Here is a 26,553-nt window from a genome sequence, read left to right on the forward strand (position 1 = left end):
CTCGACTCGCTGCCGGACGGGATCCAGAGCACCGGTACAGCGGTCAACCTGGCCGTCAAGCAGACCGTGGGCGCCCTCGGGGTCGCGATCCTGGGCAGCGTCCTCACCGCCGTGTACCGCGGGGGCATGGACGCCGCGACGGCGCACCTTCCCGCCGCGGCCGCCGACGCCGCACACGACTCGATCGGCGGGGCCGTCGCCGTGGCCTCGCGGCTCGGGCCCGCGGGGAGCGCCCTCAAGGCCGCGGCCGGGAGCGCCTACCTGGACGGCGTCCACGTAGTGAGCGTCGTCTGCTTCGCCGCAGCAGTCCTCATCGCCGTGGTGATGGCCGCGGTCCTGCCCGGACGTGCCCGCGGCGAGCACACGGCGTCGTCCGCCCAGCCGGCGCCCATCAGGGCTGACAAGATGAGTACATGACGGAACCCGGTCTGCGCGAGCGCAAGAAGGCCAAGACGCGGCGCCTCATCCAGGATGTGGCGCTGCGCCTCTTCGCCGCCCAGGGGTATGACGCGACCACGGTCGAGCAGATCGCTGCCGAAGCCGAAGTCTCCCCGAGCACGTGCTTCCGCTACTACCCCACCAAAGAGGACCTCGTGCTCTCCGACGAGTACGACCCCACGCTCATCGCGGCCCTTGAGAAGGCGCCGCTGGACGCCGGATTCGTCGGCGCGTTCCGCGCCGCCATCCGGGTCGGGTTCACCACGTTCTACCGCGAGGACCGCGAGCGCGTCCTCGAGCGCATGAGGCTCACCCTCACCACCCCCGCGCTGCGGAACAGGATCCTCGCGGCGAACCACGAGATCAGCCACCTGTTCGGGGACGTCATTGCCCGCCGGCTCGGGATCGCCGAGGACGATCCGCGCATCGCGATCGCGGCCGGTGCACTCATGGGCGCCCTCACGGCGGTGCTCGAGCGGTGGGTGGCCGACGACGGGCGAGGCGACCTGCCCGCCATGATGGACAGTGCCCTCGCATTGCTCGAGTCAGGACTCCGGTTCGAGGCCTGAGGCCGCCATCGGAGTCTGGACGACGCGAGATTTTCGCATTAGTGTCATTAACATGAATTCTGAGGCCGGGACACGGCCTTACGCCATGGGCAAGCGTGCCGAGGCAGCCGCCGCCACGGCTGGCAGGATCGCCGAGGCCGCCCTCGAACTGTTCATCGAGCGGCCGTTGAGCCAGCTCACGCTCGCCCTCGTGGCCGATCGGGCCGGCGTGACGGTCCAGACGGTCCTGCGCCACTGCGGAGACTGGGACGGGGTGCTTGCTGCAGCCGGCGAGCGTGCCGCGGCCCGCGTGAGAACGCTCCGCGACCGTGCGCCCGTCGGAGACCTGCCCGGAGCCATCGCCAACCTAGCCGAGCACTACGAGGCCGACGCTCCCCTTGCGCTCCGGATGCTCTCCGAGGAACCGAACTCCGAGTACATCGCGGACCGCACCCGGATGGCCCGCGACATCCACCGCGCATGGTGCGAGCGCGTCTTCGCCCCCTACCTCGAGGGGCTCAGCGACCCTGGGCGCACGCGCCGCTTGGCCCAGTTCGTCGCCGTGTGCGACGTCTACGTCTACAAGCTCCTCCGGCACGACGCCGGGCTGAGCCTCGAGGCGTACATCGATTCGCTGCTCGAGCTCCTCGAGCCGTTGGTCCGGAGGCCATGATGTCCACGATCCTCGCCTACACGTCACCCGCGACGGGACACCTCTTCCCGATGACGCCCCTCCTGCTCGAGCTGCGGTCCCGGGGCCACCGCGTCCACGTGCGCACGTTCGCCGAGCACGTGGAGACGCTCCGACGCCTCGGCCTCGAGGCGGAACCGACCGACGCACGGATCGCGGCCATCTGGCATCAGGACTTCAGCGCGCGGAACCCGCTCGAGGCGCTGTCCGCGAACGCGGAGACGTTCACGCAGCGGGCGGAGTTCGACGGCGCCGACGCCGCCGCATCGCTGCGGGACGTGGCCCCGGACGCCGCGATCGTCGACATCAACGCGTGGGGTGCCGCCGCCGCTGCGCAGGCCTGGGGCGGGCCGTGGGCATCCTTCAGCCCCTACGTCCCGCCGATCAGCTCGGCGGGGACGCCGCCGTTCGGACCCGGCCTGGCTCCGCGGGGCGGGCCGCTCGGCCGCATCCGCGACGCCACGCTGCGCAGCCTCATCATGGGCCAGCTCACCAAGCGGTACCTCGGGCCGATCAACTCGGTGCGCGCCGAACACGGGCTCGCAGCCGTGGACACGGTGGACCAGTTCTTCCGCTCGGCCCCGCTCATGCTCGTCACGACGTCCCAGCCGTTCGACTACGCACACACCGACTGGCTCCCGCAGATCCGCTCGATCGGGGCTCTGCCGTGGGAACCGCCGTCCGAGGTACCCGCTTGGGTCGACGAGCCCGGTGACCCGTTCGCCCTCGTCACGACGTCCTCGGAGTACCAGGCCGATGAGGCGCTCGCGCGGGCCGCGGTCGCAGGTCTCGCGGAGGAGCCCTACCGCGTGGTGGTCACCATGGCCGCCGGCGTCGCGGACCTCGGGCCCCTTCCTCCGAACGTCCGCATCGAGCAGTTCGTCCCGCACGGACCCATTCTGGCCCGCGCCGCCGTCGCCGTGACCCACGGCGGCATGGGCGCCACCCAGAAGGCCCTCGGCGCGGGGGTACCCACCGTCGTCGTGCCCTGGGGTCGCGACCAGCTCGAAGTCGGCGCCCGCGTTGCCCACGCCCATGCCGGTGTGCGGCTGTCCAAGGGAAGGCTCACCCCGGACCGCCTCCGGGACGCGGTACGCCGGGCAGCGGGGATGGCCGACGGCGCGGGGCGCGTCGCTGCCGGCTACCGCGCCGCAGGCGGGGCTGCCGCCGGAGCGGACGCCGTCGAGGAGCTCCTGAGAACCTGATCAGGCCCGGACCGGCAGATGTCCCGCGAGGAACTCCTCCCAGGTCCGGCGGCCGTCCGCATGGTCCAGCGCCAGATTGGCACCGGCGCGGATCGCCCGGGCCGCGTCGCCGGGCAGCCTCACCGGAACGATGAGACGGCGCAGCCCCGCCGCGGCGAGGTACGAGCGCAGGAGGTCGCCGAACGCATAGGCGGTCGGCCCGCCCAGATCCGGGACGTAGCCCGCGGGACTGCCGAGCGCGATCTCCACGAGCCGGTCCGCGACCTCGCCCGAATCGACGGGCTGGAACCGGGTCCCGCTGGGCACCGGCACCACCGGCAGCTTGGCCATGGCCTTGAGGGTGAGCAGGGCGAGGTCGTGGAACTGGGTCGCGCGGAGTGTGGTCCACGGGATCCCGCATCCCTCGACGACCCCTTCGGCGTCGCGCTTGGATGCGAAGTACTCGAACGCCATGTGGTCGAACCGTCCTGTCACGGGGACCCTGTCCGCGCCGACAACCGAGATGAATACGAGATGGATAACGCCAGCGTCACGCGCGGCCCTCACAAGCATCCGTGCCTTGTCGCCGTCGCCTTTCTGGGCGCCCGCGCAGTGGACCACCGTGCGTATGCCCGCGAGCGCCGAGTCCACGCCGCGTCCCGTGTCGAGGTCTGCGGCGACGTTCTCCACGGCAGCCGGCCGCGCGGCGTCGTGCGCAGGATCAGGCACGGTCGCGCGCCGGCTCGCCACCCGCACCGCATGCCCCGCCGCTACGAGCCGCTCCACTACTTGCCGGCCCAGCGTGCCGGTCCCGCCGGTCACCAGGATGGTCGTTGCCATGGTCTTCTCCTCCTCCGTCCGGGCATCTCCCGTCCTGCTTGCCTGACACCGTGGAGTGCGGAAGTGTGACAGCCGTGGAGGAAAATCTTCTGGCCGAGCGCTTCGAGGTCGAGCGGACGCGGCTCCGCGGCGTCGCGTACCGCATGCTCGGCTCGCTCGCGGAGGCGGACGACGCCCTGCAGGAGGCATGGCTGCGGCTGTCCGGCACCGAGGCGGAGGCGATCGAAAGCCTGCCCGCGTGGCTCACCACCGTGGTGGGGCGGATCTGCCTGAACGTGCTGCGCTCGCGCGGGGCTCGGCCGGAGGTACCCCTCGAGGCAGCGCTCACCGCTGCACGCCTGGACCCAGGACCCGAAGAGGAGGCCCTCCTCGCAGACCAAGTGGGACTCGCGCTGCTCGTCGTGCTGGACCGGCTCCAGCCGGCGGAGCGGCTCGCGTTCGTTCTGCACGACATGTTCGACGTCCCGTTCGAGCCCATCGCGCAGATCCTCAACAAGTCCGCGGAGGCGACGCGCCAGCTCGCAAGCCGTGCTCGACGCCGTGTGGAGGGCTCGCCGGTCCCGGAGCCGGACCGGGCGCGCCAGGCCCGCGCCGTCCACGCCTATCTGAGGGCCGTGCGGACGGGCGACCTCGAGGCGCTCGTGGCCGTCCTCGATCCGGAGGTGCTGCTTGTGGCGGACGGCGCCGCGGTCCCGGGAGGTGTCGCCGTCGCCCTTCGCGGTTCCCAGAAGGTCGCTCGGGCGGCCGCTGCCTCCGCCGCGCGGGCGCCGTTCGCGCGGACCGCGATCATCGACGGGGCCGTGGGCATCGTGGTGGCCCCGCGCGGCCGGCTGCGGATCGCGCTGCTGTTCACCGTCCAGTCCACGCAGGACGGCGAACGTGTCACCCGGGTGGACGTCGTGGCGGACCCCTCGCGGCTCGCCGCGCTTGGGGTCTCAGTCCTCGAAGGCTGGCGCGGACGTGGCGGCGCCCCCGGGCCGGTCCCATACTGATCGCATGTCCTCAGAAGCAGCCTTCACAGGGTCCATCCCGGAGCTCTACGACACCGTCCTCGTGCCCATGATGTTCCAGGACTTCGCGAACGACCTGGCTGCCGAGGTGGCCTCCTCCGGCCCAGGCACCGTCCTCGAGACGGCGGCCGGGACGGGCATCGTGACAAGGGCGCTTCACCGGATCCTCCCGAGCGCCACCATCACGGCCACCGACCTCAACCCAGCCATGCTCTCGCGGGCCGAGGTGGTCCTCCCCGCCTCCGAGTCCATCCGGTGGCAGCAGGCCGACGCCCTGGATCTCCCCTTCCCGGAGGCATCCTTCGACGCGCTCGTCAGCCAGTTCGGCATCATGTTCTTCCCCGATCGGCCGCGCGGCTACGCGGAAGCGCGCCGGGTGCTGAAGCCCGGGGGCCGGCTATCCGCTGCGGTATGGGGGCCGCTCGAGCGCAACGAGGTGAGCCTCGCGGTCCAGGAGGCGCTCGAGGAACTCTTCCCCGGCCGGGCGCCCATGCTGATCCGCCGCATTCCCTTTGCATACTCCGATCACACGATCATCCGCGGCGAGCTTGAGGCCGCTGGGTTCTCGGACGTCACCATCCGGGACGTCGTCTGCCGCAGTGCTCCAACGTCTGCGCGGGACATCGCCCTGGCGCACTGCCAGGGCACCCCTCTGGCCCACGAGCTCGCCGAAGAGTACGGAGACCCCGCGCAGATCACCGAAGACGTGACCCGTGTTCTCGCGGAACGCTTCGGGGATCAGCCCTTCTCGGGCCTGCTCACGGCGATCTTCTTCACGGGCATCGCCTGACCCGTCCCGCAGGCGCATCCGTCGTGACCTGACCCACGACGGCGCGGCGCCGGCTCCTGCTCGAGCCGGCCCCGCGCCGTCGTACGCGCCGCTGTGCGAACGCTGCGTTTCACCGATGGCCTGAGGTGCGCTGAGGTGCCCAGAGGTGCTCTGAGGGTCAGGCGCCGTGCCCGTGGGCCTCTGCGGCGACCTCGGCGGCCTCGGCCCGGTCCTCTGCCATGGTGTGCGTGTGGGGACCCACGGGGCCGCGCTGGCGCCGGTACCGGAGGACGCCGATCGCGATGAGCACGGCGGCGAGCGCCACCGAGAGAATGAGCTCGTCCCGGGTATCGGGGAGGAAGAGCATGCCCACGAGCAGTGCGACGATGGCCACGATGGACGCCCACGTGAGGTATGGGAAGAGCCACATGCGGATCTCGAGCTTGGTGCCGGCGGCGTCGGCGCGGCGCCGCAGGATGAGCTGCGATGCCGAGATGACGAGCCACACGAACAGCGCGATTGCCCCTGACGTGTTGACGAGGTACAGGAAGACCGTGTCCGGCCAGAGGTAGTTGAGGCCGACCGTGATGAACCCGACCACCGTGGAGACGAGGACCGAGCGGACCGGGACGCCGCGGCCGGAGATGCGGGCCCAGGACTTCGGTGCGTCTCCGCGGGTGGAGAGCGAGAAGATCATGCGGCTGGCCGTATAGAGGCCGGAGTTGAGGCACGAGAGCACCGACGTCAGCACGACGATGTCCATGATGGTGCCAGCGCCCGGGATGCCGAATCGCTCGATCACGGCGACGTACGGGCTCTTGGCCACGGACGTGTCATCCCAGGGCAGGAGGGTCACGACGATGGCCATCGAGCCGATGTAGAACACCAGGATGCGCCACACGGTCGAGTTGACTGCCTTGCGGACCGCCGTCACGGGGTCGGCGGACTCGCCTGCCGCAATTGTGGCGATCTCGGCTCCGAAGAACGAGAACACGACGACGAGGATGCCCGCGAGCACGGCGTCGCCCCCGTTGGGCATGAAGCCGCCATGGCCCAGCAGATTCGTGGTGCCGGGAGCCGGGAGGCCGGGGATGAGGCCGAAGATGGCGGCAATGCCCGCGATGAGGAACAGGACGATCGCCGTCACCTTGACGGACGCGAACCAGAACTCGAACTCGCCGTAGGACTTGACGCTCCACACGTTGGTCAGCGTGAGGGCGATCATGAGCACGAGGGCCCAGATCCACTGGTCGACGCCAGGCATCCAGCGGTGCATGATCGCCGCGCCTGCGGTGGCCTCGATGCCGAGGACGATGATCCAGAACCATGCGTACAGCCAGCCGATGCTGAACCCGGCCCACCGGCCCAGGGCCTTGTCCGCATAGGCGGAGAACGAGCCGGTCTCGGGGTTCGCGGCAGCCATCTCGCCGAGCATACGCATCACGAGGATCACCACGACGCCGGCCGCCGCGTATGCGACGAGGACGCCCGGGCCGGCCTGGTGGATCGCCACCCCGGAGCCGACGAAGAGCCCGGCCCCGATGACGCCCGCAATCGCGATCATCGACAGGTGCCTCGGCTTGAGGGTCTTGTGGAGTTCGGGTTGGGAAGCCATGAGCCTCACCTCCATCTCTGTGGGTCAGTACGGAATCAATGGTGAAGGCCTGTCAGATGCGCATGCGGGGCCGATCGCACAGGGTTTATACCGGCCCATGGTGCAGACGCCCGATTTTGGTGACCCTGAGACAACTCCTGTTTTTGTGGGAAGCTCTCGCAACCTGATTGAAACGTTGGCCCTGCCACAGCGGTGGGTGACGCGGTTCACCTGCAGGGGTTGGCCCACCACTGCTTGGCAGCGGGCCGCCCTTTGAGGACAGATGCTGTCCGCTTGCCCCGATAGCGTGCCTGCATGGCTATCGCACGGTTTCCCAATGTAGTGATCGACTGTCCAGACCCCGCCGCTCTCGCGGAGTTCTACTCGGCCCTGCTGGACTGGAAAGTCGAGAAGTCATCTCAGGAGTGGGCCACGATTCGTGCCGACTACGGCCAGGTCATCGACTTCCAGGGCGTCGAGGCCTACACGGCTCCCCAGTGGCCCGGCCAGCACGTGCCCCAGCAGATGCACCTCGACGTGGTGGTCGACGACCTCGACGTCGCCGAGCAGGCGGTCCTCGGGCTCGGGGCCACCAAGCATGACCACCAGCCCGGGACCACGTTCCGCGTGTTCCTCGATCCCGCGGGACACCCGTTCTGCCTCTGCCTGAGCTAGCAGTGTGGAAAGGGAGATCCGCACGACGGCGCGGGGCCGGCTCCCGCTCGAGCCGACCCCTCGCCGTCGTTCGCATCGCTGCAGCCGAGCGGGCGTCAGGGATACACGGGGATCTTGACGTTCTCCTCCTTCAGGAGTCCTCCTCAGCAGGTGTGGTGTGTCTCGGCCAGCGCGTAGACGGGGGTCTCGAGCCCCTCGAGCCGCGCCTTGAGCTGGAGGGCGAGGTACTTCGAGTAGTGGCGCGACTGGTGGAGGTTGCCGCCGTGGAACCACAGGTTCTCCTGCTGCGTGGGCTTCCACATGTTGCGGAGCTCGCCCTGCCACGGGCCCGGATCCTTGACCGTGTCCGATCCTAGGCCCCAGCACTTGCCCACCTTGTCCGCGACCTCCTGCGAGATCAGTTTCGCCGCCCATCCATTCATCGAGCCGTAGCCCGTCGCGTAGACCACGGCGTCGGCCTCGAGCCGGGTGCCGTCCGCGAGCACGACGGCGTCCTCCTCGAGCCGGTCGATCTGGCCGTTCGCGAGCCGGATCGCACCCTTGGCGATGAGCTCGGAGGCGCCGATGTTGATGTAATAGCCGGAGCCGCGGCGGAGGTACTTGAGGAAGAGGCCCGAATCGTCGTCCCCGAAGTCCAGCTGGAAGCCGGCCTGCTCGAGGCTGTCGTAGAAGTCCTTGTCCCGCTCGCGGATCTCGTCGAAGGCCGGGCGCTGGAAGTCCGGGAGCACCTTGTACGGGATAGAGGCGAAGATGAGGTCCGCGGTCTCGTGGTCGATCCCGTTGGCGAGTGCCTCTTCCGAGTAGAGCGGCCCGAGCACCACCTCCATGAGCGAATCGGATTTCACGATGTGCGTGCTCGAGCGCTGGAGCATGATCGGCTCGGCGCCGTTCTGCCACAGGTCGGCGCAGATATCGTGGGCCGAGTTGTTGGAGCCCACCACGACGACCTTCTTGCCCGCATATTTCGCTCCGCCGGGGTGCTTCGACGAGTGGTGCTGGTCGCCGCCGAACACGTCCTGGCCCTCGAGCTTCGGGATGCTCGGAATGCCGGACATGCCCGTGGCAATGACGAGGTGCGTCGGGGTCAGGGTGAGCTCGCGACCGTCACGGACCACGCGGACGGTCCACTGCTGGGCGTCCTCGTCGAAGCTCGCACTCTGCGCCTCGGTGTTGGACCAGTAGTCGAGCTCCATGATCTTCGTGTAGTGCTCGAGCCAGTCGCCCATCTTGTCCTTGGGGGTGAAGACCGGCCAGTGGTCGGGGAACGGCAGGTACGGCATGTGGTCGTACCAGACCGGGTCGTGGAGGCACAGCGAGTGGTAGCGCGATCGCCACTGGTCGCCCGGACGCGGGTGCTTGTCGATCACGAGCGCGGGGACGCCAAGGCGCTTGAGCCGTGCCGCGAGGCCGATCCCGCCCTGGCCGCCGCCCACGACGAGCACGTAGGGCTGCTCGTCGATGCCGAACGATCCGGCACGCGAGTTCCGCCGGTCAAGCCAGTTCTCGGTCGAGACGTTGACGCCGTGCTCTGCGCCCCGCTCGCGCCGCGGACCTGAGGGCTCGGGGAACTCGTTGAGGCCCTGGGCGCTCGACAGGAGGGTCCACGCCTTCCCGTCGCGCAGGCGCATGAGGCCCTTGCCGTAGAACGCCTTGTTGCGGAACGTGTACCAGGCCTCGGTCACTCCGTCGATCTCGGTCGCGCTCGTCACCTCGAGCTCGCGCGGCCAGGCGTCCGGGCCGACGGCCGCGAGCATGGCCTCGATCTCGCCGCGGCCCTCGGCCGTGTGGATGTTCCACGTGAGGCTCGCGAGATCCCGCCAGTAGCTCTCGTCGCCGAACAGCGAGGCGGCCCGGGCGGCGTCCCCCGCGGCGAACGCCGCATCGAGGTCCGCGAACCACTGCCTCGCGCCCTGCAGCGCTGCATCACCCATTGCACTTCTCCTTTGAACGCCTGAGCTGATGCGTTCGACAGTATGGCGTGCATCACATTGTCGGGAGCGTTGCAGAACGTTGCACGGGAAGGCCTGGCCCTGGCGGATTGGCTGCGCGTCGTTGGGACGTGACCCCGCACCGTCGGGACCTGACCCCGGACCGTCGGGACCTGACCCCGGACCGTCGGGACCTGACCCCGGGTCAGGGGCGCACGACGGCGGCCGGTACCGTCAGGCGGTACGGCCGGCTCTCGATGAGCCCGCCGAGGCGCCGGCGCAGGCGCGAGAGCTCGGCGCGGACCGTCACCTCGGTCTGAGCGCCGTCGAGGCGCGAGAGCACCTCGCGGGCGTCGAGACCTTGCGGGTGGGCAGCGAGGAGGGTCAGGAGCTCAAAATGCCGCGCGGTCAGCGGGATCTCGGTGGCATCCGTCCCAGAACGCATGAGGGCGGAGGGCGGCGGTCCGGGCCGCAGCTCCAGCTGTGTCTGGGCCACGGCCGCCCGAAGAAGCCAGCCGCCGTCGAGCGGCTCAGCGAAGACCTGACCCACGCCCGGTACCCACGCGGGCCCCGCGGACAGCCCTGCCGGAAGGCGGATGCGTTCGCCGACGCCGTAGCCGTGCGCGGAAGCGACCCAGCCGGCGTCGTCCACGACGAGGGTCGCGACACGGGCAGGGACAACCCCGCGTTGGCCTGCATCGCGGGCGAGACGGCGCAGCCCGTCAGCGTGGCGGCTGCGGAGCAGGCCCATGGCCTCCCCGGCGGCCATGGTGACGAGGGAGAGCGTGTGCGGGTGGGCGGTTCGGTAGGAGCCGCTGAGGGTGACGACGCCGAGCAGAGTTCCCGTGCGCGGGTCGAGGAGCGGGGCGCTCGTGCAGACCCAGGGATGCTGGTCCTCGTCACCGTGCTCGGGCCCGAAGATCTGCACGGGGCGGCGTTCCTCCATCGCCGTGCCGAGAGCATTGACGCCAACGTCGCGCTCGCGCCAGCGGGCGCCCTGCACGTAGCCGAGCTCCTCGCTCTTACGACGCACCGGGGCCGGGCCGCTGACCCACAGGACGTAGCCCTGATCGTCACTCACCACCAGCTCGTTGCCGGCCTCGGCCGCGAGAGGCAGGAGCCTGTCCCCGAGCAGAGGCACCACTGACGCCAGATCCTCGGCACGGTCGCGCCGCTCCGCCACGGCCGCGTCACCGAGGGGGCGCAGATGGCCTGGCACGGTGCCCTGCCGCTGCCAGGCGCGGGCGATGACGGGACGCAGGAGGTCGGGGATCTGCCGGCTTGTCGACCAGGCTCGGTGAAGACCGAGGAGCTCGCGGGCCTTGGCCGTCGGGTCATCGAACACAGTGAGGGCGGCCTCGAGGCGCGACTGCGTCACAGGCACCTCCTCGGCTGCGGTTCTCGTCGTCCGGGCGTTCCCGGTGGGGACAGTCACATCAGAGTGGCATGGATCACTCAGGTTTGGACAGTAGTGTGCCAGCCGCTGCTTGCGGGCTGTGGCATGCTCCGACGAATCGTGGCACGATCGTGGCGCTGGGCTATCGTGGTGGCCCTAGAAGTGATCCTCGGGAGTTCCTGCCGGACGACAGGGCCCGAGGATTCGCGCCTTAACAGGCCCGTTGTCTCATGCTTCGTGCGGATCATCCGATCGGTTGGACCCGGACTCGTCAACGTATGCGAAGAATCCCATGGATCGCGGCGCCTCCTAGAACCCGCCGCCCTCGCCGCCCGCGTCAGCCGCCATGTTGGCGAAGCGCGAGTAGTGGCCCTGGAACGCGACGACGATGTCCTTCGTGGGGCCGTTGCGGTGCTTGGCCACGAGGATGTCCGCTTCACCGGCCCGCGGGGACTCCTTGTTGTAGACGTCCTCGCGGTGCAGAAGTATGACCATATCGGCATCCTGCTCGATACTGCCTGACTCGCGAAGGTCCGAGATCATCGGCCGCTTGTCCTGGCGCTGCTCTGAACCGCGATTGAGCTGCGAGAGCGCGATGACAGGCACCTGCAGCTCCTTCGCGAGGAGCTTGAGTGCGCGCGAGAACTCCGAGACCTCCTGTTGACGGCTCTCGACCTTCTTGCCCGAGGTCATGAGCTGGAGGTAGTCGAGGACCACGAGCTTGAGGTCGTGCTGCTGCTTGAGGCGGCGGCACTTCGCGCGGATCTCCATGAGGGACATGTTCGGCGAGTCGTCGATGAAGAGCGGCGACTCATTCAGCGGGCCTAGCACCGAGGCGATCTTGGACCACTGGTCGTCGCGGAGCGTGCCGCGGCGCAGGTCCTGCAGCTGGATGGATGCCTCGGCGCTCATGAGGCGCATGGCGATCTCGTTCCGCCCCATCTCGAGGGAGAAGAAGACGGTGGCCATCTTGTGCTTGATGGCCGCAGACCGCGCGAAGTCCAGCGCGAAGGTCGACTTTCCGACGGCGGGGCGCGCGGCGATGACGATCATCTGGCCGGGATGGAGCCCGTGAGTGAGCTCGTCGAGCTCGTAGAAGCCCGTCGGGACGCCCGTCATGCCGCCGCCGCGGTGGCCTGCGGCCTCGATCTCGTCCATCGCGCCCTCCATGACCTGCGAGAGCGGAACGTAGTCCTCGGCGGCGCGGCGCTCGGCCACGGAGTAGACCTCCGCCTGCGCCTGGTTGACGAGGTCCTCGACCTCGCCATCCTGCCCGTAGCCGAGCTGGACGATCTTGGTGCCGGCACTCACGAGCCGGCGGAGGACGGCTCGCTCGGCGACGATCTCGGCGTAGTAACCTGCGTTCGCGGCCGTCGGCACCGACTGGATGAGCTCGTGGAGATAGGCCGGACCGCCCACGCGATTGATCTCGCCGCGCTTGGTCAGCTCGTCGGAGACCGTCACGGCATCGGCGGGCTCGCCTTTGCCGTAGAGGTCGATGATCGCCTCGTAGATCGCCTCGTGCGCGGGGCGGTAGAAGTCCGCACCGCGCAGCACCTCCACGACATCTGCGATGGCATCCTTCGAGAGCATCATGCCGCCGAGAACGGACTGCTCGGCCACGATGTCCTGCGGTGGCGTGCGCCCAGCGTCGGAGTCCCTGACGGACGGCGCTGAATCGACGTGGGACGTGGACACGGGCAACACCTCGGAGCTAGCAATCGTCCCGGAGGCAAAGTCTCCCCCCGGAGGGACGAGCACACCGTATCTGGGCCCTCCGACATTCGAAAGCCCACCGTCCACCGCGCCTGTGGACAAGGTGTGGGCAACCCGCCCATTGTTGTTCACAGACCCTGTGGATAGATGTGGATAAGTTTCAGGAGTCTCTAAGAATCGATCTCTCATCTGGGAAGACTCTGTTGACAACGTGTGGACGGAAGATTTTTTTCCACAGGAGCAATCCACAGCCCGAAACGGGGCCATTCACCCAACAAATGTGTTTTCAGGAATAGATCAATCAATTATGTGATTTATGCCACATGTAGATCGTGAGCTGGCCCGCGGCATTCTGCCCACGGCATGTTGCCCGACCCTCGCAGCACCGTCGGCGCAGGCACTACGCTGGAACTGCACACTCCGCCACCCGAGAAGCACTGATGGAAACCCTGCTGCCCCCGATCCTGATCCTCCTGATGGTCGCCGCCGTCGTCGTCTTCGTGCTCCGTGCGGGCGCACGGCGCGCCAAAGCGTCCGTCGAGGGCGCGCTTGCCGCTGGCCCCGATGCCGCGGCGGCAGCCGCCGCACGACTCACCGAGGCCCAGCACCGCGCCATCTACTCGCTCATTGCCCGCGGACTCACCGTGCAGGCGATTGCGGCATACCGCGAGGCCACTGGCTCTGGCCTCGTCGACGCCCGCAACGCGGTCATCCTCCTGGACCGCTATCCTCAGGCCTTCCGGGGCGGTGCGGCCGCGGCGGAGCCGTCCCCTGATGCCCCGGCGCACCACGACGCCCCCGCACACCAGGCTCCCCCCGCACCCGAGCAGCCCCGCGCCGTCGTGCGCCAGCGCGGATCTGAGGGGGGTCCGCAGGAGGCTGATAAGCCCGCTCCAGCGCCGCAGCCGCCTGCCCAGAACCGGCCTGCGGCACCGGAAGAGGCCGAGGACGAGCCGGCCGCGCCCCGCCCCCAGCGGTTCCCGTACCGCTACCGGGCGATTGTCAGCAACGGACGCCAGACCCTCGAGGTCGCGTCCAACATGCTGAACGACGAGATCTACAACGAGATCAAGGGCCTGGCGCAGATCGGGGACGCCGAGGACGCCGCGCAGATGCTGCGGCGCCACTCGGACATCACGATCGAGGACGCTCGCGCGTTCGTCTCGCTCCTCTAGACAGCGAGCCGCTGCATCCCGGCGGGCTCGGCCTCCTCGAGCACCCGCAGCGCGTTGTCGAAGCACAGCGCATCGAGGTCCTCGCGCGGCCACCCGCGCTCTTCGAGCGCCGCGAGCAGGGGCGCATAGCCGGCCACGCCATCCATGCCGCGCGGCAGGTCGGTAGTTCCGTCGAAGTCCCCGCCTAGCCCGAGATGGCGCGGGCCGACCACCTCGCGCGCATGCTCGAGGTGGCGCACGACGTCGCCGATCGTCGCCTCGGGCGCCGGGTTCGCCTCGAGCCACGCGGCAAACGCCGCGGCAGCAGCGGGGTCCTCGAGGGGCGGGACATCGTGGAATTCGGTCGGCAGGCCGAGAGCGCGCCTCGTGTCGCGGACCGCAAGGGCGTGCTCGCGGCAGGCCTCGGAGACGAACTTCGGCACGAAGGTGACCATGAGGACTCCGCCGTTGGCCGGAAGCCGCTCGAGCACGTCGTCGGGGACATTGCGCGGGTGGTCGCAGACGGACCGCGCGGACGAGTGCGAGAAGATCACGGGGGCACGCGTGGCGTCGAGCGCGTCCGCCATCGTGCGCGGCGAGACGTGCGAGAGGTCCACGAGCATGCCGATCCGGTTCATCTCGGCCACCACATCCCGGCCGACGTCGGTGAGTCCGGTGTCGCGGCCGCGCTCCATCGCCTCGCCGGTCGCCGAGCAGGCCCACGGCACATCGTCGTTATGCGTGAGTGTCATGTAGCGCACGCCCAGCTGGGCGAGCATCCGCAGCACCCCCAGGGAGCCGGCGATGCTGTGACCGCCCTCGGCGCCCATGAGGGAAGCGATCCTGCCGCGGCTGACGGCGGCGCGCACCTGCTCGGCGGTCCTGGCAAGCTCGAACGTGTCCGGGTGCGCCGCGGCGATCCGGCGCACGCAGTCGATCTGCTCGAGGGTCGCGACGACGGACTCCTCGGGGGCCAGCGTCGACGGCACGAAGACCGACCAGAACTGGGCGCCTAGGCCACCTGCCCGCAGCCTCGGGATGTCCGTATGGAGACGGGGCTGCCCGGCGTCGAGGGTCGCTGCCGCGACATCGTAGGCGAAGTCCTGGCGGAGGGCCCAGGGGAGGTCGTTGTGGCCGTCGAAGATCGGGGCGTGCTCAGGTGCTGCGGGCTGCATTCGGCCATCGTACGTCTGGAGGTCGTCTCCTGAGGGTCACATGATGTGACCTCAGTGTGATGACCTCCAGACGATGGGTTCCGGGAGGTGGTCTCAGACGGCGTCGGCGCCGGTGAGGTCTGCGAGGAGCTCCTCGAAGGACTTGTCCTCGGGGCGCGTCGCGACCTTCGGCAGTGTGGCGGCGGGACGGTCGTCGGCGGCCGCGCCCTGCTCGCGGGCGAGCTCGAGGACGAGCTCCGTCGCGGCACGCTCGATGCGGGCAGTGAGGCCTCCGCCGAGAGTACGGTCTCCCGCCGCGCCCTGACCCCAGTCGGTCGGGGCCGCGAACACCGCGGTCGGCAGGATGCGCGTGCGCAGGTAGCTGAAGAGGGGACGCATCGCGAAGTCGAGCATGAGGCTGTGGCGGGCCGAGCCCCCGGTCGCGGCCAACAGGACGAGCTTCCCCTCAAGGGAGCGCGGCTCAAGCACATCAATGAAGGACTTGAACAAACCGCTGTAGCTCGAGGAGAACACCGGGGTCACCGCGATGATCGCATCGGCGCGCTCGACGACGGCGATCGCCTCCGCGAGATTGGGCGCCGCATAGCCGGTCACGAAGTTGTTGGCGATGTCCACGGCGAGGTCGCGGAGCTCGATCGTGGTCACGGACGGCGCAAATCCGGCCCCGCGCGCGAGCCGCTCGGTGGCGGCGGAGAGTTGGTCCGCGAGGAGCCTGCTCGACGACGGCACGCCGAGGCCTGCGGAGATGACAACGATGTTGGTGTTCTCGGCCATGTGTCCTGCCCTGGTTGGAAGTTCATGCATTTGCATCTAGTTCCTCCAACGGCGGAATGCCAGCGGCTATTCCCGCGGACGCGAAAAGCCCCTTCCGCGCGAGCGGAAGGGGCTTTTCAGGCGCGGTCCGTGCATAATGACGGGCGGCGACCGGCGCGACTACTTCGCGGGGACAACCTCGAGGTTGACCACAGCGGAGACGTCGTCGTGCAGGCGCACGGCGACCTCGTACTTGCCGGTGGACTTGATGTGACCGGGGATGACCACCTTGCGCTTGTCGATGGCGCCGAGACCGGCGGCCTCGACTGCACCGGCAACGGCCTCGGCGCGGACGGTGCCGAACAGGCGGCCTTCCTTGCCGGCCTTCACCTCAAGGCGCACCGAAGTGCCCGCAAGGGCAGCGGCCTGGGCCTGAGCGGCCTCGAGCGACTTGTGGGCGCGTGCCTCACGTGCGGCGCGGATCTGCTCGACCTGCTTCTCGCCGCCCTTGGTCCAGGCGACGGCGAAACTGCGCGGCAGCAGGTAGTTGCGCGCGTAGCCGTCCTTGACCTCGACGACGTCACCGGCGGAACCGAGACCCGTCACCTCGTTCGTCAGAATGAGCTTTGCCATGAAAGTTGCTTCCCTTCTCAGCCGCGGCCAGCGCCGGAGTAGGGGAGCAGGGCGACCTCGCGGGCGTTCTTGATCGCCTGGGCGATCTTGCGCTGCTCCTGCACGGTCACGCCGGTCACCCGACGGGCGCGGATCTTGCCGCGGTCCGAGATGAACTTGCGCAGCAGGGCGACGTCCTTGTAGTCGATGACAGTGATGTCAGCGGCCTTCAAGGGGTTGGACTTTGGTTTCGGCTTGCGAATTTCAGCCTTGGCCATCGTGGAGCTCCTTAGATCTCTGGAGCCCGTGGCTGCGCCACGGGATGGTTGATGTTGTGGAAAGGAAGTCGATCAGAACGGGGGCTCGGACTCGTTGCCGTTGCCCCAGCCGCCGCCAGCATTGCTGACGCCCGGGGTCGCCCACGGGTCGTCCTGCTGCTGGCCGCCGCCCCAGCTGCCGCCGGAGTTGCCGCCGCTCGGGGCCTGGGACCCCTGGCCGCCACTCCAGCCTCCGCCGGCATTGCCGCCGCCGAAGTTGCCGCCGCCCTGCCCGCCGCCGAAGTTGCCGCCACCCTGACCGCCGGAGCGCTGGGTGCGGTTGACCTTCGCGGACGCGTAGCGCAGGCTCGGGCCGATCTCGTCGGCCTCAAGCTCGATGACGGTGCGCTTCTCGCCTTCCTTGGTTTCGTACGAACGGCTCTTCAGGCGCCCGGTCACGATCACACGCATGCCCTTGGTGAGGGACTCGGCGACGTTCTCGGCAGCCTCGCGCCAGATCGACGCGCGGAGGAACAGGGTTTCCCCGTCCTTCCACTCATTCGACTGGCGGTCGAAGGTACGCGGCGTGGAGGCCACGGTGAAGTTGGCGACGGCCGAACCGGACGGCGTGAACCGCAGCTCGGGGTCGTTCGTCAGATTGCCGATCACCGTAATGGTGGTCTCGCCTGCCATGCTTCCTCCTGGTTCCGTGCGTGCGTACTGAAAATCGTTGTACTGGGTGAGGGATTCACGCCAAGACTACTTGGCGGAAACCTTCTGGTCCTCGGGGCGGATGATCTTGGTACGCAGGATCGTCTCGTTGAGGGACAGCTGGCGGTCCAGCTCCTGCGCCGTGGCCGGCTCCGAGGTGAAGTTCACGACGGCGTAGATTGCCTCGTTCTTCTTCTTGATGTCGTAGGACAGGCGACGACGACCCCAGATGTCCACCTTGTCGACGGTTCCACCGTCGTTGGTGATCACAGAGAGGAACTTGTCCAGCGACTGCTGGACTGAGCGCTCGTCGACCTCGGGGTCGATGAGGACCATCAGTTCGTAAGGACGCATGTGTGAACCCACCTCCTTTGGGCTAAGCGGTTGCGGTCTTTCCGCAACAGGAGGTTCATGTGCGTGTCCACGCGCAGCATCACCCGAGAAAAAGGTGGAAGCTGGCGCACAGACTGCACAAGTCTACCGGATCCAGCGCGTCCGCTTGACCCGGAACCATCCCTCGACCAACGCTATCGGCGACCACACGACGTCATACGAGCCGGACGCCGTATGTGGACGACACGCCCGAGCGGTCAGCTGTGGAAGACGGCCCACGCTCGGAATGTACACATACGGCTGCGTGATCCATGCGGGAAGCTGCAACAGCCCGTAGGCTTAATGCACCGTCAGCGACCGGCAGGAGATGAGCACATGGCGCAGAGCCCGGCAGCGCGCTCCCCAGAAGAAGCGGCGCATGAGGCCGTCATGAACGGGGTCTCCAACGTGCTTCTCAACATCGAGCATGCCATCACTCTGGCCAAGAAGGCCCGCGCACAGGCGGCCAAGTCGGATGAGGAACGCAACGCGATGCTGGCACTTGACGATGCGATCACGGCGCTGCAGGCGACCCGGAAACGGCTCATGCAGGACGCCTACTACCGGCAGGCTGAACTCCGGCTCCTCTGAGCGGAGTGCAACGGAGAATGTCGCAGCACCCGCATAAGCTGGCAGGACTAGCCAGATCGAGAGTGTGGGGGCCATGCGAAGCGGCGAAGAAATCCGAGCGGCGCTAGTCAAGTTCGCGACGAAGTGGGGCGGCTATACCGGCAGCGAGAAGGCTGAGGCCCAAACCTTCCTGAACGACCTCTTCGCCGCCTACGGCACTGACCGTCTGGAAGTTGGAGGGCGGTTCGAGGACTTCAAGTCCTCAGCGGGTTTCATGGACCTTCATTGGCCCGGAAATCTCATCGTCGAGATGAAGGCGCCCGGAATTGCGGTCGCCTCTGCACGCGACCAAGTCGAGCGCTATTGGAAAGAGTCCGCGGACGACGACGCTGACGTTCCGGCCGCCCGCTGGGTCCTCATCTGCAACTTCGGCAGCTTCGAACTCTGGGAGCCGGGGCGCTTCCCCACCAAACCGCGGTACTCATTCCCGCTGACCGAACTCCCCGATCGATACGACGCACTGTTGTTCCTCGCCGATGCTGCCGTTGAGCCTGTCTTCATCGAACATCACCGCCACCTCAGCCGCGAAGCCGCGAAGCTCGTCGCGGATCTGTATCACTCACTTCTCGACCGCGCGGCAGCACCGGTCAATGAGATCCAGCGCTTCGTGCTTCAGGCGGTCTGGTGCCTGTACGCCGAGGACCTGCTCATGCTCGAGGACTACCCGATGCAGAACCTCGTGGCCCGGCTGCGCGCGCATCCCGAGCTGAATCCCGCGGCCGAGTTCCAGTTCTTCTTCACGGTGCTGAACCAGAAAGGAAACCACAACCGGACCGGCCACTACGCGGGGACGCACTATGTCAATGGTGACTTGTTCAGCTCCGTCTTTGGCGTTGCTCTCGATCAGGACGAACTCAAGCTCCTCGCTTCGGCGGCCGAATTCGACTGGCGCCAAGTCGACCCGACCATCTTCGGGTCTCTCCTCGAGGGTGTTCTCGGACCGGAGCGTCGGTCGGCGCTCGGCGCTCATTACACGCACGAGGCCGACATCATGAAGGTAGTTACGCCGACCATCATTCGGCCGTGGCGCGAGAAGATCGACGCCATCGCGTCACCCCAAGCCGGTGTCGACCTCCTCGACGAACTCTGCGCCTTCAAGATCCTCGACCCCGCATGTGGGTGCGGCAACTTCCTCTATGTCGCGTACCGAGAGATGCGCGCGCTCGAGTCTGAACTCAAGACGAAGATTAAGCAGGTCGCGCACGAAAAGGGCCTTCCAGTTCCGGCGGGAGATCTGCCCTTCTACCCCCTCCACAACCTCTACGGACTCGAGATCGAACCCGTTGCCGTGCTGATCTCGCGTCTAACCCTCTGGATGGGGCAGCGGCAGATGATTGACCGCTTCGGCCTCGCCGAGGACCCCCTTCCCCTCGTCGACATGTCCTCGATCAAGCACGCAGACTCGCTTCAGACCCAGTGGCCCAAGGTCGACGCGATCATCGGCAATCCACCGTTCCTCGGCTCGCAGTTTATTCGGGGACGTCTTGGAGACGACTACGCTGAGTGGCTCGCGAAGCGTTTCAAAGTGGGAATCAAGGATCTCGTAACTTATTGGTTCCGTATTGCGCAGGACCAACTGAAGCCTGGACAACGAGCAGGTCTCGTTGGGACGAACTCCGTATCCCAGAACCGTGCGCGGTCCGCTTCCCTCGACTACATCGTGAGCACCGGCGGTGTCATTACGGACGCGGTCAGCAGCCAGAAATGGCCCGGTGAGGCGAAGGTCCACGTCAGCATCGTGAACTGGATCAAGAAGCCAGCCGATACGGTCAAGGAGTTCTCCTTGGACGGCTTCGAAGTACCCGCGATCAGCGCATCGCTGACCCCACTCGACCCTCACTCCTGGATACCTGCCGTTCTCAGAGCGAACAAGGGCCGCTGCTTTCAGGGACCCATTCCTGTGGGCGCGGGATTCATCCTCTCCGACGACGAGGCGCGTCGGCTCCTGGACGAGAATCCGAGGTATGCCGATGTTGTGAGGCCCTACCTGAACGGGGAGGACATCACCGAACGTCCAGACCAGACTCCGTCGCGTTGGACGATCGACTTCGGGCTGCGTGCTCTCGAGGAGGCACGGCAGTATCCGGCCGCGCTAGACATTGTCAGAAATCGGGTGCGCCCGATCCGCGAAACGAACAATCGTAAGGTTTACCGGGACATCTGGTGGCTCTTCGGCGAGAACCGCCCCGGAATGCGTCGTTCACTCGGAAACCTAAATCGATTCGTCGCTGGTGGAGCCCAAGGAAAACGCCTATTTGTCGCCTTCCAAGATTCATCGACTTGCCCGAGCAACCTCACCAACGTGTTCACCTTCGATGATGACTATTCAATGGGCATCCTGCTCTCCAAAGCGCACGAGATGTGGGCCTGGCACCAGTCATCGACACTCAAGGGAGATCTCCGCTACACGCCGACAACAGTGTTCGCGACCTTCCCTTGGCCCGATCCGGTGACCCCCGAGCAACGAGAGAAGGTCGCGGAACTCAGCCGCGCCGTCGTCGGCCGTCGCGAGGCGATCTGCCTCCGCGAGAACTTCGGGCTCACCAAGTTGTACAACCTCGTGGACGACGGCGCCTACGCCGACCTCAAGAAGCTGCACCGCCAACTCGACGAAACCGTTGCCGAATGCTACGGCTGGCCGAGGTCGGCAGCCCAAGACTCGGACGAGATCGTGCGCCGCCTCACGGATCTCAACAAGGAGATCTCCAACGGGACACGCCAGTACTCCCCGTTCCCACCGCGCACCAAGGCTGAGGTGCAAGGATCGGCCACATGAGCCCTGACACAGAGCGGCCGCTAACCCGTCGCGCCCAGACTGCCCGCCTTCGCCTCTGGATGATGCTCGCCGTCGGGGTCGTCGTCACAGTCATCACGGGGACCCTCAGCTCCTGGTGGCACGCGCCCGCCGCCGGCTGGGGGGCGGCCGCGCTCGTGTACGACATCTGGGTCTGGATCCGCATCGCCCCCATGAACGCGGAGCAGACCCGCCTCCATGCGCGCGAGGAGGACCCACGCCGCAGCACGCGCGACTTCCTCATCCTCTGCGCGAACGCGGCGGCGATCGTGGCCGTTGTCATCGTGATGGTGTCGGGCAACAAGGCCGACAACGGCCTGGCCAAGGTGGCGCTGGCCCTGCTGGCCTTGCTCGTGGTCGCTGCCTCGTGGCTCATGCTCCATACGATCTTCACCCTCAGGTACACCGAGCTGTACTACACGGCGACCCCTGAGGGCGGAATCGACTTCAACCAGGCTGAACCTCCCCAGTACACGGACATCGCCTACATGACCTTCAGCCTCGGCATGACCTATCAGGTCTCCGACACCTCGATCAAGAACCACGCCATCCGAGCGGAGGCACTCAAGCACAGCCTCCTGGCCTACGTGTTCGCGACCCTCATCCTCGCGGCGACCATCAACCTCGTGATCGGCCTCGCGAGCTGAGCAGTTCCCACGTCAGGACGCCGTCGAGCCACGCGGTAAACCGATCGAGGTCCCACCCCGCGTCGCGGACGAGCGCGTTGAAGGGTCCCGCTCCCCCGTACATGAGCACGAGCTCGAGGGCGTCCTCCCGTGCGAGGCCCGGCCGGAGGCCGAAGCGCTCATCGAGGAACGCAATGATCTCGGCGTAGCCCTCGCGCCGGAGCCGCTCGTTGTAATCGCGGACCGCTCGGGCCTCGGGCTCATGCCGAGCCTCCCGCGCCACCTCCTCAATGCCGGCAGCCCGGGCCTGGATCTGGGCGTTGCCGAGCGCGAAATGGCCGAGCAGCTCCTCGCCGCTTCGGGCAGTCATGACCGCCGCGTAGAAGGGCTGCTCCTGGGGTGGGCGCGGCTCATCATCCCCGAGCACGGCACGCGTGTAGCAGGCCTGGAGCAGCTCGGGCTTGGTGTGGAAGACGAAGTAGACAGTCTGGACGGCATACCCCGCCTCCCGCGCGATGTCCGCCATCCGCGTGCCCGCGTAGCCCCGCTCAGTGAAGAGCTTCGCCGCCGCCACGACGATGGCGTGACGGGTCTGTGCCGACTTCTCGCGGCGGGCCGACGACCCGGAACTCGCGTGCTCCGGCATCTTGACGCACCTCCTCTGCAGACGCACACTGAGTGATGTAAGTCACTAGAGTATACCTCTAGTGAACGTCCCCAGCAGGTTCTTCCAGAAGGTGAGTCCCATGCCAGTCGCCATGGTTTCCTACGCCAATTCCCGGGCCGAATACGACTCAGTCCCCGGAGTCCTCGACCCCAAGCCCGACGGCCTCCTCGTCCACGCCGCGAGCGAACTGCCGGACGGCCGCATCCAGATCGTCGACGTATGGGAGAGCCAGGCGGCTTCCCAGAAGTTCGCCGAGACCACGCTGTTCCCCGCCTTCCAGAGCGCGGGCGTGCTCGAGCAGATGATGTCCGGCGAGCAGCCCGTGGCCTACGAGGCCTTCGACTTCGTCCAGTAGGCCGCGGCCCCAGACCGGCGGTTCTTCCGGGGAGGAATCCCCAGCATCAGCCCCGGAAGAACCGCTCCGCGACGCGCGAGAGGCGCCACGGGTCCTGCACCCCGACGAGCTCGCGCGCAGAGTGCATCGACAGCAGCGGCACGCCGACGTCCACGGTCCGGATCCCGAGCCGCGTCGCCGTGAGCGGGCCGATCGTCGAGCCGCACGGCACGTCGTTGTTCGAGACGAACTCCTGGTATGGCACCTCGGCCTCGGCGCACAGCCGCGCCCACAGCGCCGCCCCCGTTGCGTCCGTCGCGTAGCGCTGGTTCGCGTTGATCTTCAGGAGCGGGCCGCCGTTGAGCAGCGGGTGGTTGGCCGGATCATGGCGCTCGGCGTAGTTGGGGTGCACGGCGTGGCCGGCATCGGCGGAGACGTGCCACGAGGCGGCGAAAGCCCGACGGCGCTCGCTCGCCGAGGCGTCGAGGCCATCCGCGATGCGGGCCAGCACGTCCTCGAGGAACGGGCCCGAGGCGCCCGAACGGGAGGCCGAGCCGACCTCCTCGTGGTCGAACGCGGCAAGCACCGGAATCGGATCGGTGGAACGGGATGTCGACTCCGCCCCTCCGCCGTGGCCCCGCTCCGCTCCACTCGACGAACGCCCCTCGACCACCGGATTCGTGTATTGCCCGATGAGCGCCACGAGGCCCGCGTGGACCGAGGACAGGTTGTCGAGCCGGCCCGAGGCGAAGAACTCCCCGTTCGCCCCGAAGATCGCCGGCTCCTGCGTGTCGGCCACGACGACGTCATACCCGCCGACCCGCGCCGGGTCGAGCCCCGCGGCCTCGGCCAGGACCGCGACCAGATCCGCTCCGGAGGGATCGCCGAGGCCCCAGACCGGGTTCATGTGCTGCTGCTTGCCCAGCACGAGGCCCTCGTTGACCGCACGGTCGAGGTGGATGGCGAGCTGCGGGAACCGCAGGAGCGGGCCGGACGCGGCGAGGTGCTGCGCGCCGTCGTGCGTCACGAGACGACCGGCGAGGCGCAGCTCGCGGTCCAGCCACGAGTTCAGCAGCGGGCCGCCGTACACCTCAACGCCAGCCTGGAGCCAGCCGAAGCGACCGGTAGTGGGCTTGGGCTTGAGCTTGAAGGAGGGCGAGTCGGTGTGTGCGCCGAGGATGCGGAAGGGCGTGGTCGGGCCGGCGCCGTCGGGCAGCGTCCACGCGATGAGCGCGCCGTCGCGGACCACCGCATAGCCGCCGGGAGCGCTCGGCCAGCCGTCGGCCTCGTCGAGGATCTGGAACCCCGCCTCGGCGAGCCGGCGCGCGCCCTCCGCAACGGCGTGGAAACTCGACGGCGAGGCCATGACGAAGCGGCCGAGGTCGAGGGCGTGCAGATGCGCGGCGGTAGGCATGGCCCGAGTCTAGCCAGCGGGCAAGCGGCGATGACCGCTGAAGGCTTCGGGAGGCCGCGTCAGCGGGCGGGCGGCTCTGGTCTGCCCAGCATCCCCGCGAGACCCTCGACTGGCCTCCACACGAACTGTTTCCCGGCCTTCGAGCGCACCATGTACCCGAGCCGGACCAGCTGGGCGAGGTCTTGGCGTGCGGTTTCCCCTGAAACGCCGTAGTGGCCGGCGTACGCCCTGGCGGTGACCGTCTCGGAGTCTCGCACAGCATCCTCGATGGTCTGGAGCTGACGCTGGTTGAGCTCATGGGCATGCTCACGCAGGGCTGAGCGTGCCGATCGGAGCTCGCGCCCCTTGGCATCGAGGTAGTTGTTGAGCTCGCGGATGGCCCGCAGGATGACGTCGACCTGGAAGTGCACGAAGTAGGTGAGGTCACCGTCGTCGTCCTCGGTGTGGCGATAGGCGAGGCTGTAGCGCGACGGTGCCTTGCGCAGGATCTTCGAGATCGCCACGTACTGGCTCAGCCAGTAGCCCTCGTGGAGCATGCTCCAGTAGAACAGCGCTCGGGCCGTGCGTCCGTTGCCGTCGGCAAAGTAGTGGTCGTAACCGACCATGAAATGCACGACGACGGCCCTCACCACTGGGGGCAGGTACACGTCCGGCTCGAGCGTCCCGTTGGCGAAGTCACATACGCGTTGAAGGCGCTCGGGCAGCTGTTCGGCGGGCGGCGGGGTGTGCACCTTCAGGTCGTTGTCCCAGACCGCGACCCGCTCGACGTCCGGGGTCTCGAGCCGGCCCGCGTCGTCGGGGTCTTCGAGCGTCCCATCGGTAAGGATGCGATGAAGCTCCAGGACGAGATCCGGTGTGAGCGGCTGTTCCGCGACGTCCCGGATGCGCTGCATCGCCGCATAGTTGTTGACGATCATGAGCTCGGACTTCGTGGCCGGTTCGCGACCCGAATCCAGCATCTCGCGGGCCACTCGTCGCGACGTCGAGGCGCCCTCAAGCTGCGATGAGGTAATGGCCTCCTCGACGAGCGAGCGCACGATGAACTGGTTCCGGTCAGAGGGCCCCAGGACGTCCTCGGGCAGGCCCAGCCGCCCCCCCGTCTCGCGAGCGATCTGTTCAGAGGCCTTGAGGGTCCGGTCCGTGAGGACCAGGCCGAACGGTCTCCCGTCCGCCTGTAGCAATCCGAGGTCACGGCGGCGTGCGCGGCGGGATAGCACGAGGGCGGCCCACCACAGCTCGTGGTCAGCATCGCTGCCCAGGAACGACGGGACGGTGCGGTATCGCAGCTCGTCCCACGGAAGGTACGCCGAATCATCGAGTTCCGGACTGAACAAGGCGCTGACGTGGTTCATGGCACGTTCCATATACGTGTCCGGATGAGGCGGACGCATCGGCAGCTTCACGCAATCTCCCACTTTGCTCCAAGTAGAACTTGAACTTGAACTTGGAGCGAGTCTACCCTCCTCCAAGTTTGTTCCAAATGGAGCTTGTACTTGGAGAAGCAGGCGCGAAGCTCCAGCGATTCCTAGGAGCCGTACCGGGCCACGAAGTTGGCCAGGATCTTCTGCGGCTCGGTCACGAGCACTCCGCGGGCGCGCTCCTTGACCGACTCGGCCTCGTGGGGCGGGAAGTACCCCGAGTGTCGGTACGCGTCGATGCGCCGCTCGAGCCCCGTGTGGTCGAGTTCGGGGTGGAACTGGGTCGCGTAGAGGTTCTTCCGGAAGCGGAACATCTGCACGGGGCACGTGTCAGAACCGGCGAGCAACGCGGCGTCCGGCGGCAGGGTGCGCACGGCCTCCTTGTGCCCCACGAACGCAAAGAACGCGGGGTCGAGGCCCGCGCAGATCGGGTCGTGGAGCCCCACGGCTGAGAGCCTCACCTTGACCGCGCCCACGGGCTCGCCGAAGCGACGGTCGACGACGGCACCCCGGTGAGTGCCCAGGATGCCGACGCCGTAGCACGCCCCCAGGAACGGGAAGTCCGCGGCGACGATCCGGTCCAGCAGTGCGCGGATCTCGGCCTCGACGCGGATCTGGACCGGTCCCTTGTCCTCGACCGGGTCCGACGCGGTGAACGGGCTGCCGCCGAGGATCACACCCGAGTAGTCCTCGAGCCGAATCTCCGGCAGCGACGCGGCTTCGGCCCGGACCCGATGCAGCTCGTCCGGTGCGAGCCCGCTGTAGGCGCAGAAGGCGCGGTACTCGTCGTCGGCCACCTCGTCATGGTCGCGGGCGGCGAGGAGCAGGAACGGCCTCATGGACTCAT

Annotated in this window: 26 protein-coding genes and 1 pseudogene; 12 read left to right on the forward strand and 15 right to left on the reverse strand. The window is 67.9% G+C overall.

Going from position 1 to position 26,553, the window contains the following annotated elements; genetic code table 11:
- From RBS60_RS16115 to RBS60_RS16130, 4 genes and pseudogenes are all read left to right on the forward strand, one after another.
- Positions 1 to 417: pseudogene (locus tag RBS60_RS16115) on the forward strand (hypothetical protein); the annotation flags it as partial.
- On the forward strand, positions 414 to 1,007 hold the full coding sequence (locus tag RBS60_RS16120; protein WP_307958610.1) for a TetR family transcriptional regulator: 594 nt from the start codon (positions 414 to 416) through the stop codon (positions 1,005 to 1,007). The pseudogene RBS60_RS16115 and the gene RBS60_RS16120, both read left to right, overlap by 4 nt.
- A gap of 52 nt (positions 1,008 to 1,059) precedes the next feature.
- A complete protein-coding gene (locus RBS60_RS16125; RefSeq protein WP_307958611.1) occupies positions 1,060 to 1,659 on the forward strand; it encodes a TetR/AcrR family transcriptional regulator in 600 nt (199 codons plus the stop codon).
- The gene (locus RBS60_RS16130; RefSeq protein WP_307958613.1) at positions 1,659 to 2,882 is read left to right on the forward strand and encodes a nucleotide disphospho-sugar-binding domain-containing protein; all 1,224 of its coding nucleotides are present in this window, start codon (positions 1,659 to 1,661) and stop codon (positions 2,880 to 2,882) included. Before RBS60_RS16125 ends, RBS60_RS16130 begins: the two co-directional genes overlap by 1 nt.
- Here RBS60_RS16130 and RBS60_RS16135 read toward each other — a convergent pair whose 3' ends face one another.
- Positions 2,883 to 3,701, reverse strand: coding sequence for an NAD(P)H-binding protein (locus RBS60_RS16135; protein ID WP_307958614.1), 819 nt, complete (start codon positions 3,699 to 3,701; stop codon positions 2,883 to 2,885).
- A gap of 74 nt (positions 3,702 to 3,775) precedes the next feature.
- Here RBS60_RS16135 and RBS60_RS16140 point away from each other — a divergent pair, with 74 nt between their 5' ends.
- Both RBS60_RS16140 and RBS60_RS16145 read left to right on the forward strand, forming a co-directional pair.
- On the forward strand, positions 3,776 to 4,693 hold the full coding sequence (locus RBS60_RS16140; protein WP_307958615.1) for a sigma-70 family RNA polymerase sigma factor: 918 nt from the start codon (positions 3,776 to 3,778) through the stop codon (positions 4,691 to 4,693).
- A 4-nt stretch (positions 4,694 to 4,697) separates the two neighbouring features.
- Complete coding sequence (locus RBS60_RS16145) at positions 4,698 to 5,501, forward strand: methyltransferase domain-containing protein (protein ID WP_307958616.1); 804 nt, start codon at positions 4,698 to 4,700, stop codon at positions 5,499 to 5,501.
- A gap of 157 nt (positions 5,502 to 5,658) precedes the next feature.
- Here RBS60_RS16145 and RBS60_RS16150 read toward each other — a convergent pair whose 3' ends face one another.
- The gene (locus tag RBS60_RS16150; RefSeq protein WP_307958617.1) at positions 5,659 to 7,095 is read right to left on the reverse strand and encodes an amino acid permease; all 1,437 of its coding nucleotides are present in this window, start codon (positions 7,093 to 7,095) and stop codon (positions 5,659 to 5,661) included.
- A gap of 294 nt (positions 7,096 to 7,389) precedes the next feature.
- Here RBS60_RS16150 and RBS60_RS16155 point away from each other — a divergent pair, with 294 nt between their 5' ends.
- Entirely contained in the window at positions 7,390 to 7,749 is a 360-nt protein-coding gene (locus tag RBS60_RS16155; RefSeq protein ID WP_307958618.1) for a VOC family protein, read from the forward strand.
- Positions 7,750 to 7,892: 143 nt separating this feature from the next.
- Here the strand turns inward: RBS60_RS16155 and RBS60_RS16160 are convergent, their stop codons facing one another.
- From RBS60_RS16160 to dnaB, 3 genes are all read right to left on the reverse strand, one after another.
- Positions 7,893 to 9,680 carry an NAD(P)/FAD-dependent oxidoreductase gene (locus RBS60_RS16160; protein WP_307958619.1) on the reverse strand — a complete coding sequence of 596 codons (1,788 nt, stop codon included), beginning with the start codon at positions 9,678 to 9,680 and terminating at the stop codon, positions 7,893 to 7,895.
- Positions 9,681 to 9,882: 202 nt separating this feature from the next.
- Positions 9,883 to 11,055, reverse strand: coding sequence for a GAF domain-containing protein (locus RBS60_RS16165; protein WP_307958621.1), 1,173 nt, complete (start codon positions 11,053 to 11,055; stop codon positions 9,883 to 9,885).
- Between the two features lie 327 nt (positions 11,056 to 11,382).
- The gene (gene dnaB, locus RBS60_RS16170; RefSeq protein ID WP_307958622.1) at positions 11,383 to 12,771 is read right to left on the reverse strand and encodes a replicative DNA helicase; all 1,389 of its coding nucleotides are present in this window, start codon (positions 12,769 to 12,771) and stop codon (positions 11,383 to 11,385) included.
- A gap of 458 nt (positions 12,772 to 13,229) precedes the next feature.
- On the opposite strand from dnaB, the gene RBS60_RS16175 reads away from it, so the two are divergent.
- Entirely contained in the window at positions 13,230 to 13,964 is a 735-nt protein-coding gene (locus tag RBS60_RS16175) for a hypothetical protein (protein ID WP_307958623.1), read from the forward strand.
- Here the strand turns inward: RBS60_RS16175 and RBS60_RS16180 are convergent.
- The 6 genes from RBS60_RS16180 to rpsF all read right to left on the reverse strand — a co-directional run bounded on the left by RBS60_RS16180 (position 13,961) and on the right by rpsF (position 17,805).
- On the reverse strand, positions 13,961 to 15,118 hold the full coding sequence (locus RBS60_RS16180) for a dipeptidase (protein WP_307958624.1): 1,158 nt from the start codon (positions 15,116 to 15,118) through the stop codon (positions 13,961 to 13,963). The genes RBS60_RS16175 and RBS60_RS16180 overlap by 4 nt on opposite strands.
- A 93-nt stretch (positions 15,119 to 15,211) precedes the next feature.
- Positions 15,212 to 15,892 carry an FMN reductase gene (locus tag RBS60_RS16185; protein WP_307958625.1) on the reverse strand — a complete coding sequence of 227 codons (681 nt, stop codon included), beginning with the start codon at positions 15,890 to 15,892 and terminating at the stop codon, positions 15,212 to 15,214.
- A gap of 159 nt (positions 15,893 to 16,051) precedes the next feature.
- On the reverse strand, positions 16,052 to 16,504 hold the full coding sequence (gene rplI / locus RBS60_RS16190) for a 50S ribosomal protein L9 (RefSeq protein ID WP_307958626.1): 453 nt from the start codon (positions 16,502 to 16,504) through the stop codon (positions 16,052 to 16,054).
- A gap of 17 nt (positions 16,505 to 16,521) precedes the next feature.
- Positions 16,522 to 16,761, reverse strand: coding sequence for a 30S ribosomal protein S18 (gene rpsR, locus RBS60_RS16195; protein WP_010144869.1), 240 nt, complete (start codon positions 16,759 to 16,761; stop codon positions 16,522 to 16,524).
- Between the two features lie 72 nt (positions 16,762 to 16,833).
- Positions 16,834 to 17,433: a single-stranded DNA-binding protein gene (locus RBS60_RS16200; protein ID WP_307958627.1), complete on the reverse strand. Its 600-nt coding sequence runs from the start codon at positions 17,431 to 17,433 to the stop codon at positions 16,834 to 16,836.
- Positions 17,434 to 17,499: 66 nt separating this feature from the next.
- The gene (rpsF, locus tag RBS60_RS16205) at positions 17,500 to 17,805 is read right to left on the reverse strand and encodes a 30S ribosomal protein S6 (RefSeq protein ID WP_307958628.1); all 306 of its coding nucleotides are present in this window, start codon (positions 17,803 to 17,805) and stop codon (positions 17,500 to 17,502) included.
- 354 nt (positions 17,806 to 18,159) lie between these two features.
- Here rpsF and RBS60_RS16210 point away from each other — a divergent pair, with 354 nt between their 5' ends.
- The 3 genes from RBS60_RS16210 to RBS60_RS16220 all read left to right on the forward strand — a co-directional run bounded on the left by RBS60_RS16210 (position 18,160) and on the right by RBS60_RS16220 (position 21,894).
- Positions 18,160 to 18,414 (forward strand): hypothetical protein, encoded by a 255-nt coding sequence (locus tag RBS60_RS16210; protein WP_307958629.1) that lies wholly within the window; start codon positions 18,160 to 18,162, stop codon positions 18,412 to 18,414.
- Between the two features lie 73 nt (positions 18,415 to 18,487).
- A complete protein-coding gene (locus RBS60_RS16215; RefSeq protein ID WP_307958630.1) occupies positions 18,488 to 21,229 on the forward strand; it encodes a DNA methyltransferase in 2,742 nt (913 codons plus the stop codon).
- Positions 21,226 to 21,894 (forward strand): DUF1345 domain-containing protein, encoded by a 669-nt coding sequence (locus RBS60_RS16220; protein ID WP_307958631.1) that lies wholly within the window; start codon positions 21,226 to 21,228, stop codon positions 21,892 to 21,894. The genes RBS60_RS16215 and RBS60_RS16220 overlap by 4 nt, the downstream gene beginning before the upstream one ends.
- Here RBS60_RS16220 and RBS60_RS16225 read toward each other — a convergent pair.
- On the reverse strand, positions 21,866 to 22,519 hold the full coding sequence (locus RBS60_RS16225; protein ID WP_307958632.1) for a helix-turn-helix domain-containing protein: 654 nt from the start codon (positions 22,517 to 22,519) through the stop codon (positions 21,866 to 21,868). The two genes, RBS60_RS16220 and RBS60_RS16225, sit on opposite strands and share 29 nt — an antisense overlap.
- Positions 22,520 to 22,619: 100 nt before the next feature.
- Between RBS60_RS16225 and RBS60_RS16230 the strand changes: the two genes are divergently transcribed.
- Complete coding sequence (locus tag RBS60_RS16230) at positions 22,620 to 22,895, forward strand: hypothetical protein (protein WP_307958633.1); 276 nt, start codon at positions 22,620 to 22,622, stop codon at positions 22,893 to 22,895.
- Between the two features lie 46 nt (positions 22,896 to 22,941).
- Here RBS60_RS16230 and RBS60_RS16235 read toward each other — a convergent pair whose 3' ends face one another.
- The 3 genes from RBS60_RS16235 to RBS60_RS16245 form a co-directional block, all read right to left on the reverse strand.
- Positions 22,942 to 24,288, reverse strand: a complete 1,347-nt coding sequence (locus tag RBS60_RS16235) for a M18 family aminopeptidase (protein WP_307958634.1) — start codon at positions 24,286 to 24,288, stop codon at positions 22,942 to 22,944.
- A gap of 59 nt (positions 24,289 to 24,347) precedes the next feature.
- On the reverse strand, positions 24,348 to 25,640 hold the full coding sequence (locus RBS60_RS16240) for a Fic family protein (RefSeq protein ID WP_307958635.1): 1,293 nt from the start codon (positions 25,638 to 25,640) through the stop codon (positions 24,348 to 24,350).
- A gap of 173 nt (positions 25,641 to 25,813) precedes the next feature.
- Positions 25,814 to 26,545, reverse strand: coding sequence for a glutamine amidotransferase (locus RBS60_RS16245; protein WP_307958636.1), 732 nt, complete (start codon positions 26,543 to 26,545; stop codon positions 25,814 to 25,816).
- Between the last annotated feature and the right edge of the window lie 8 nt (positions 26,546 to 26,553).

The organism is Sinomonas sp. ASV486 (genome assembly GCF_030908215.1).
Classification (GTDB): Bacteria; Actinomycetota; Actinomycetes; order Actinomycetales; family Micrococcaceae; genus Sinomonas; species Sinomonas puerhi.

Excerpts from the sequence above, each read along its gene's own strand:
- RBS60_RS16120 (WP_307958610.1), top strand. The coding sequence starts at position 414 with ATGACGGAACCCGGTCTGCGCGAGCGCAAGAAGGCCAAGACGCGGCGC.
- RBS60_RS16125 (WP_307958611.1), top strand. The coding sequence starts at position 1,060 with ATGAATTCTGAGGCCGGGACACGGCCTTACGCCATGGGCAAGCGTGCC.
- RBS60_RS16130 (WP_307958613.1), top strand. The coding sequence starts at position 1,659 with ATGTCCACGATCCTCGCCTACACGTCACCCGCGACGGGACACCTCTTC.
- RBS60_RS16135 (WP_307958614.1), bottom strand. The coding sequence starts at position 3,701 with ATGGCAACGACCATCCTGGTGACCGGCGGGACCGGCACGCTGGGCCGG.
- RBS60_RS16145 (WP_307958616.1), top strand. The coding sequence starts at position 4,698 with ATGTCCTCAGAAGCAGCCTTCACAGGGTCCATCCCGGAGCTCTACGAC.
- RBS60_RS16150 (WP_307958617.1), bottom strand. The coding sequence starts at position 7,095 with ATGGCTTCCCAACCCGAACTCCACAAGACCCTCAAGCCGAGGCACCTG.
- RBS60_RS16155 (WP_307958618.1), top strand. The coding sequence starts at position 7,390 with ATGGCTATCGCACGGTTTCCCAATGTAGTGATCGACTGTCCAGACCCC.
- RBS60_RS16160 (WP_307958619.1), bottom strand. The coding sequence starts at position 9,680 with ATGGGTGATGCAGCGCTGCAGGGCGCGAGGCAGTGGTTCGCGGACCTC.
- RBS60_RS16175 (WP_307958623.1), top strand. The coding sequence starts at position 13,230 with ATGGAAACCCTGCTGCCCCCGATCCTGATCCTCCTGATGGTCGCCGCC.
- RBS60_RS16180 (WP_307958624.1), bottom strand. The coding sequence starts at position 15,118 with ATGCAGCCCGCAGCACCTGAGCACGCCCCGATCTTCGACGGCCACAAC.
- RBS60_RS16185 (WP_307958625.1), bottom strand. The coding sequence starts at position 15,892 with ATGGCCGAGAACACCAACATCGTTGTCATCTCCGCAGGCCTCGGCGTG.
- rplI (WP_307958626.1), bottom strand. The coding sequence starts at position 16,504 with ATGGCAAAGCTCATTCTGACGAACGAGGTGACGGGTCTCGGTTCCGCC.
- rpsR (WP_010144869.1), bottom strand. The coding sequence starts at position 16,761 with ATGGCCAAGGCTGAAATTCGCAAGCCGAAACCAAAGTCCAACCCCTTG.
- RBS60_RS16200 (WP_307958627.1), bottom strand. The coding sequence starts at position 17,433 with ATGGCAGGCGAGACCACCATTACGGTGATCGGCAATCTGACGAACGAC.
- rpsF (WP_307958628.1), bottom strand. The coding sequence starts at position 17,805 with ATGCGTCCTTACGAACTGATGGTCCTCATCGACCCCGAGGTCGACGAG.
- RBS60_RS16210 (WP_307958629.1), top strand. The coding sequence starts at position 18,160 with ATGGCGCAGAGCCCGGCAGCGCGCTCCCCAGAAGAAGCGGCGCATGAG.
- RBS60_RS16215 (WP_307958630.1), top strand. The coding sequence starts at position 18,488 with ATGCGAAGCGGCGAAGAAATCCGAGCGGCGCTAGTCAAGTTCGCGACG.
- RBS60_RS16220 (WP_307958631.1), top strand. The coding sequence starts at position 21,226 with ATGAGCCCTGACACAGAGCGGCCGCTAACCCGTCGCGCCCAGACTGCC.
- RBS60_RS16225 (WP_307958632.1), bottom strand. The coding sequence starts at position 22,519 with ATGCCGGAGCACGCGAGTTCCGGGTCGTCGGCCCGCCGCGAGAAGTCG.
- RBS60_RS16230 (WP_307958633.1), top strand. The coding sequence starts at position 22,620 with ATGCCAGTCGCCATGGTTTCCTACGCCAATTCCCGGGCCGAATACGAC.
- RBS60_RS16235 (WP_307958634.1), bottom strand. The coding sequence starts at position 24,288 with ATGCCTACCGCCGCGCATCTGCACGCCCTCGACCTCGGCCGCTTCGTC.
- RBS60_RS16240 (WP_307958635.1), bottom strand. The coding sequence starts at position 25,640 with ATGAACCACGTCAGCGCCTTGTTCAGTCCGGAACTCGATGATTCGGCG.
- RBS60_RS16245 (WP_307958636.1), bottom strand. The coding sequence starts at position 26,545 with ATGAGGCCGTTCCTGCTCCTCGCCGCCCGCGACCATGACGAGGTGGCC.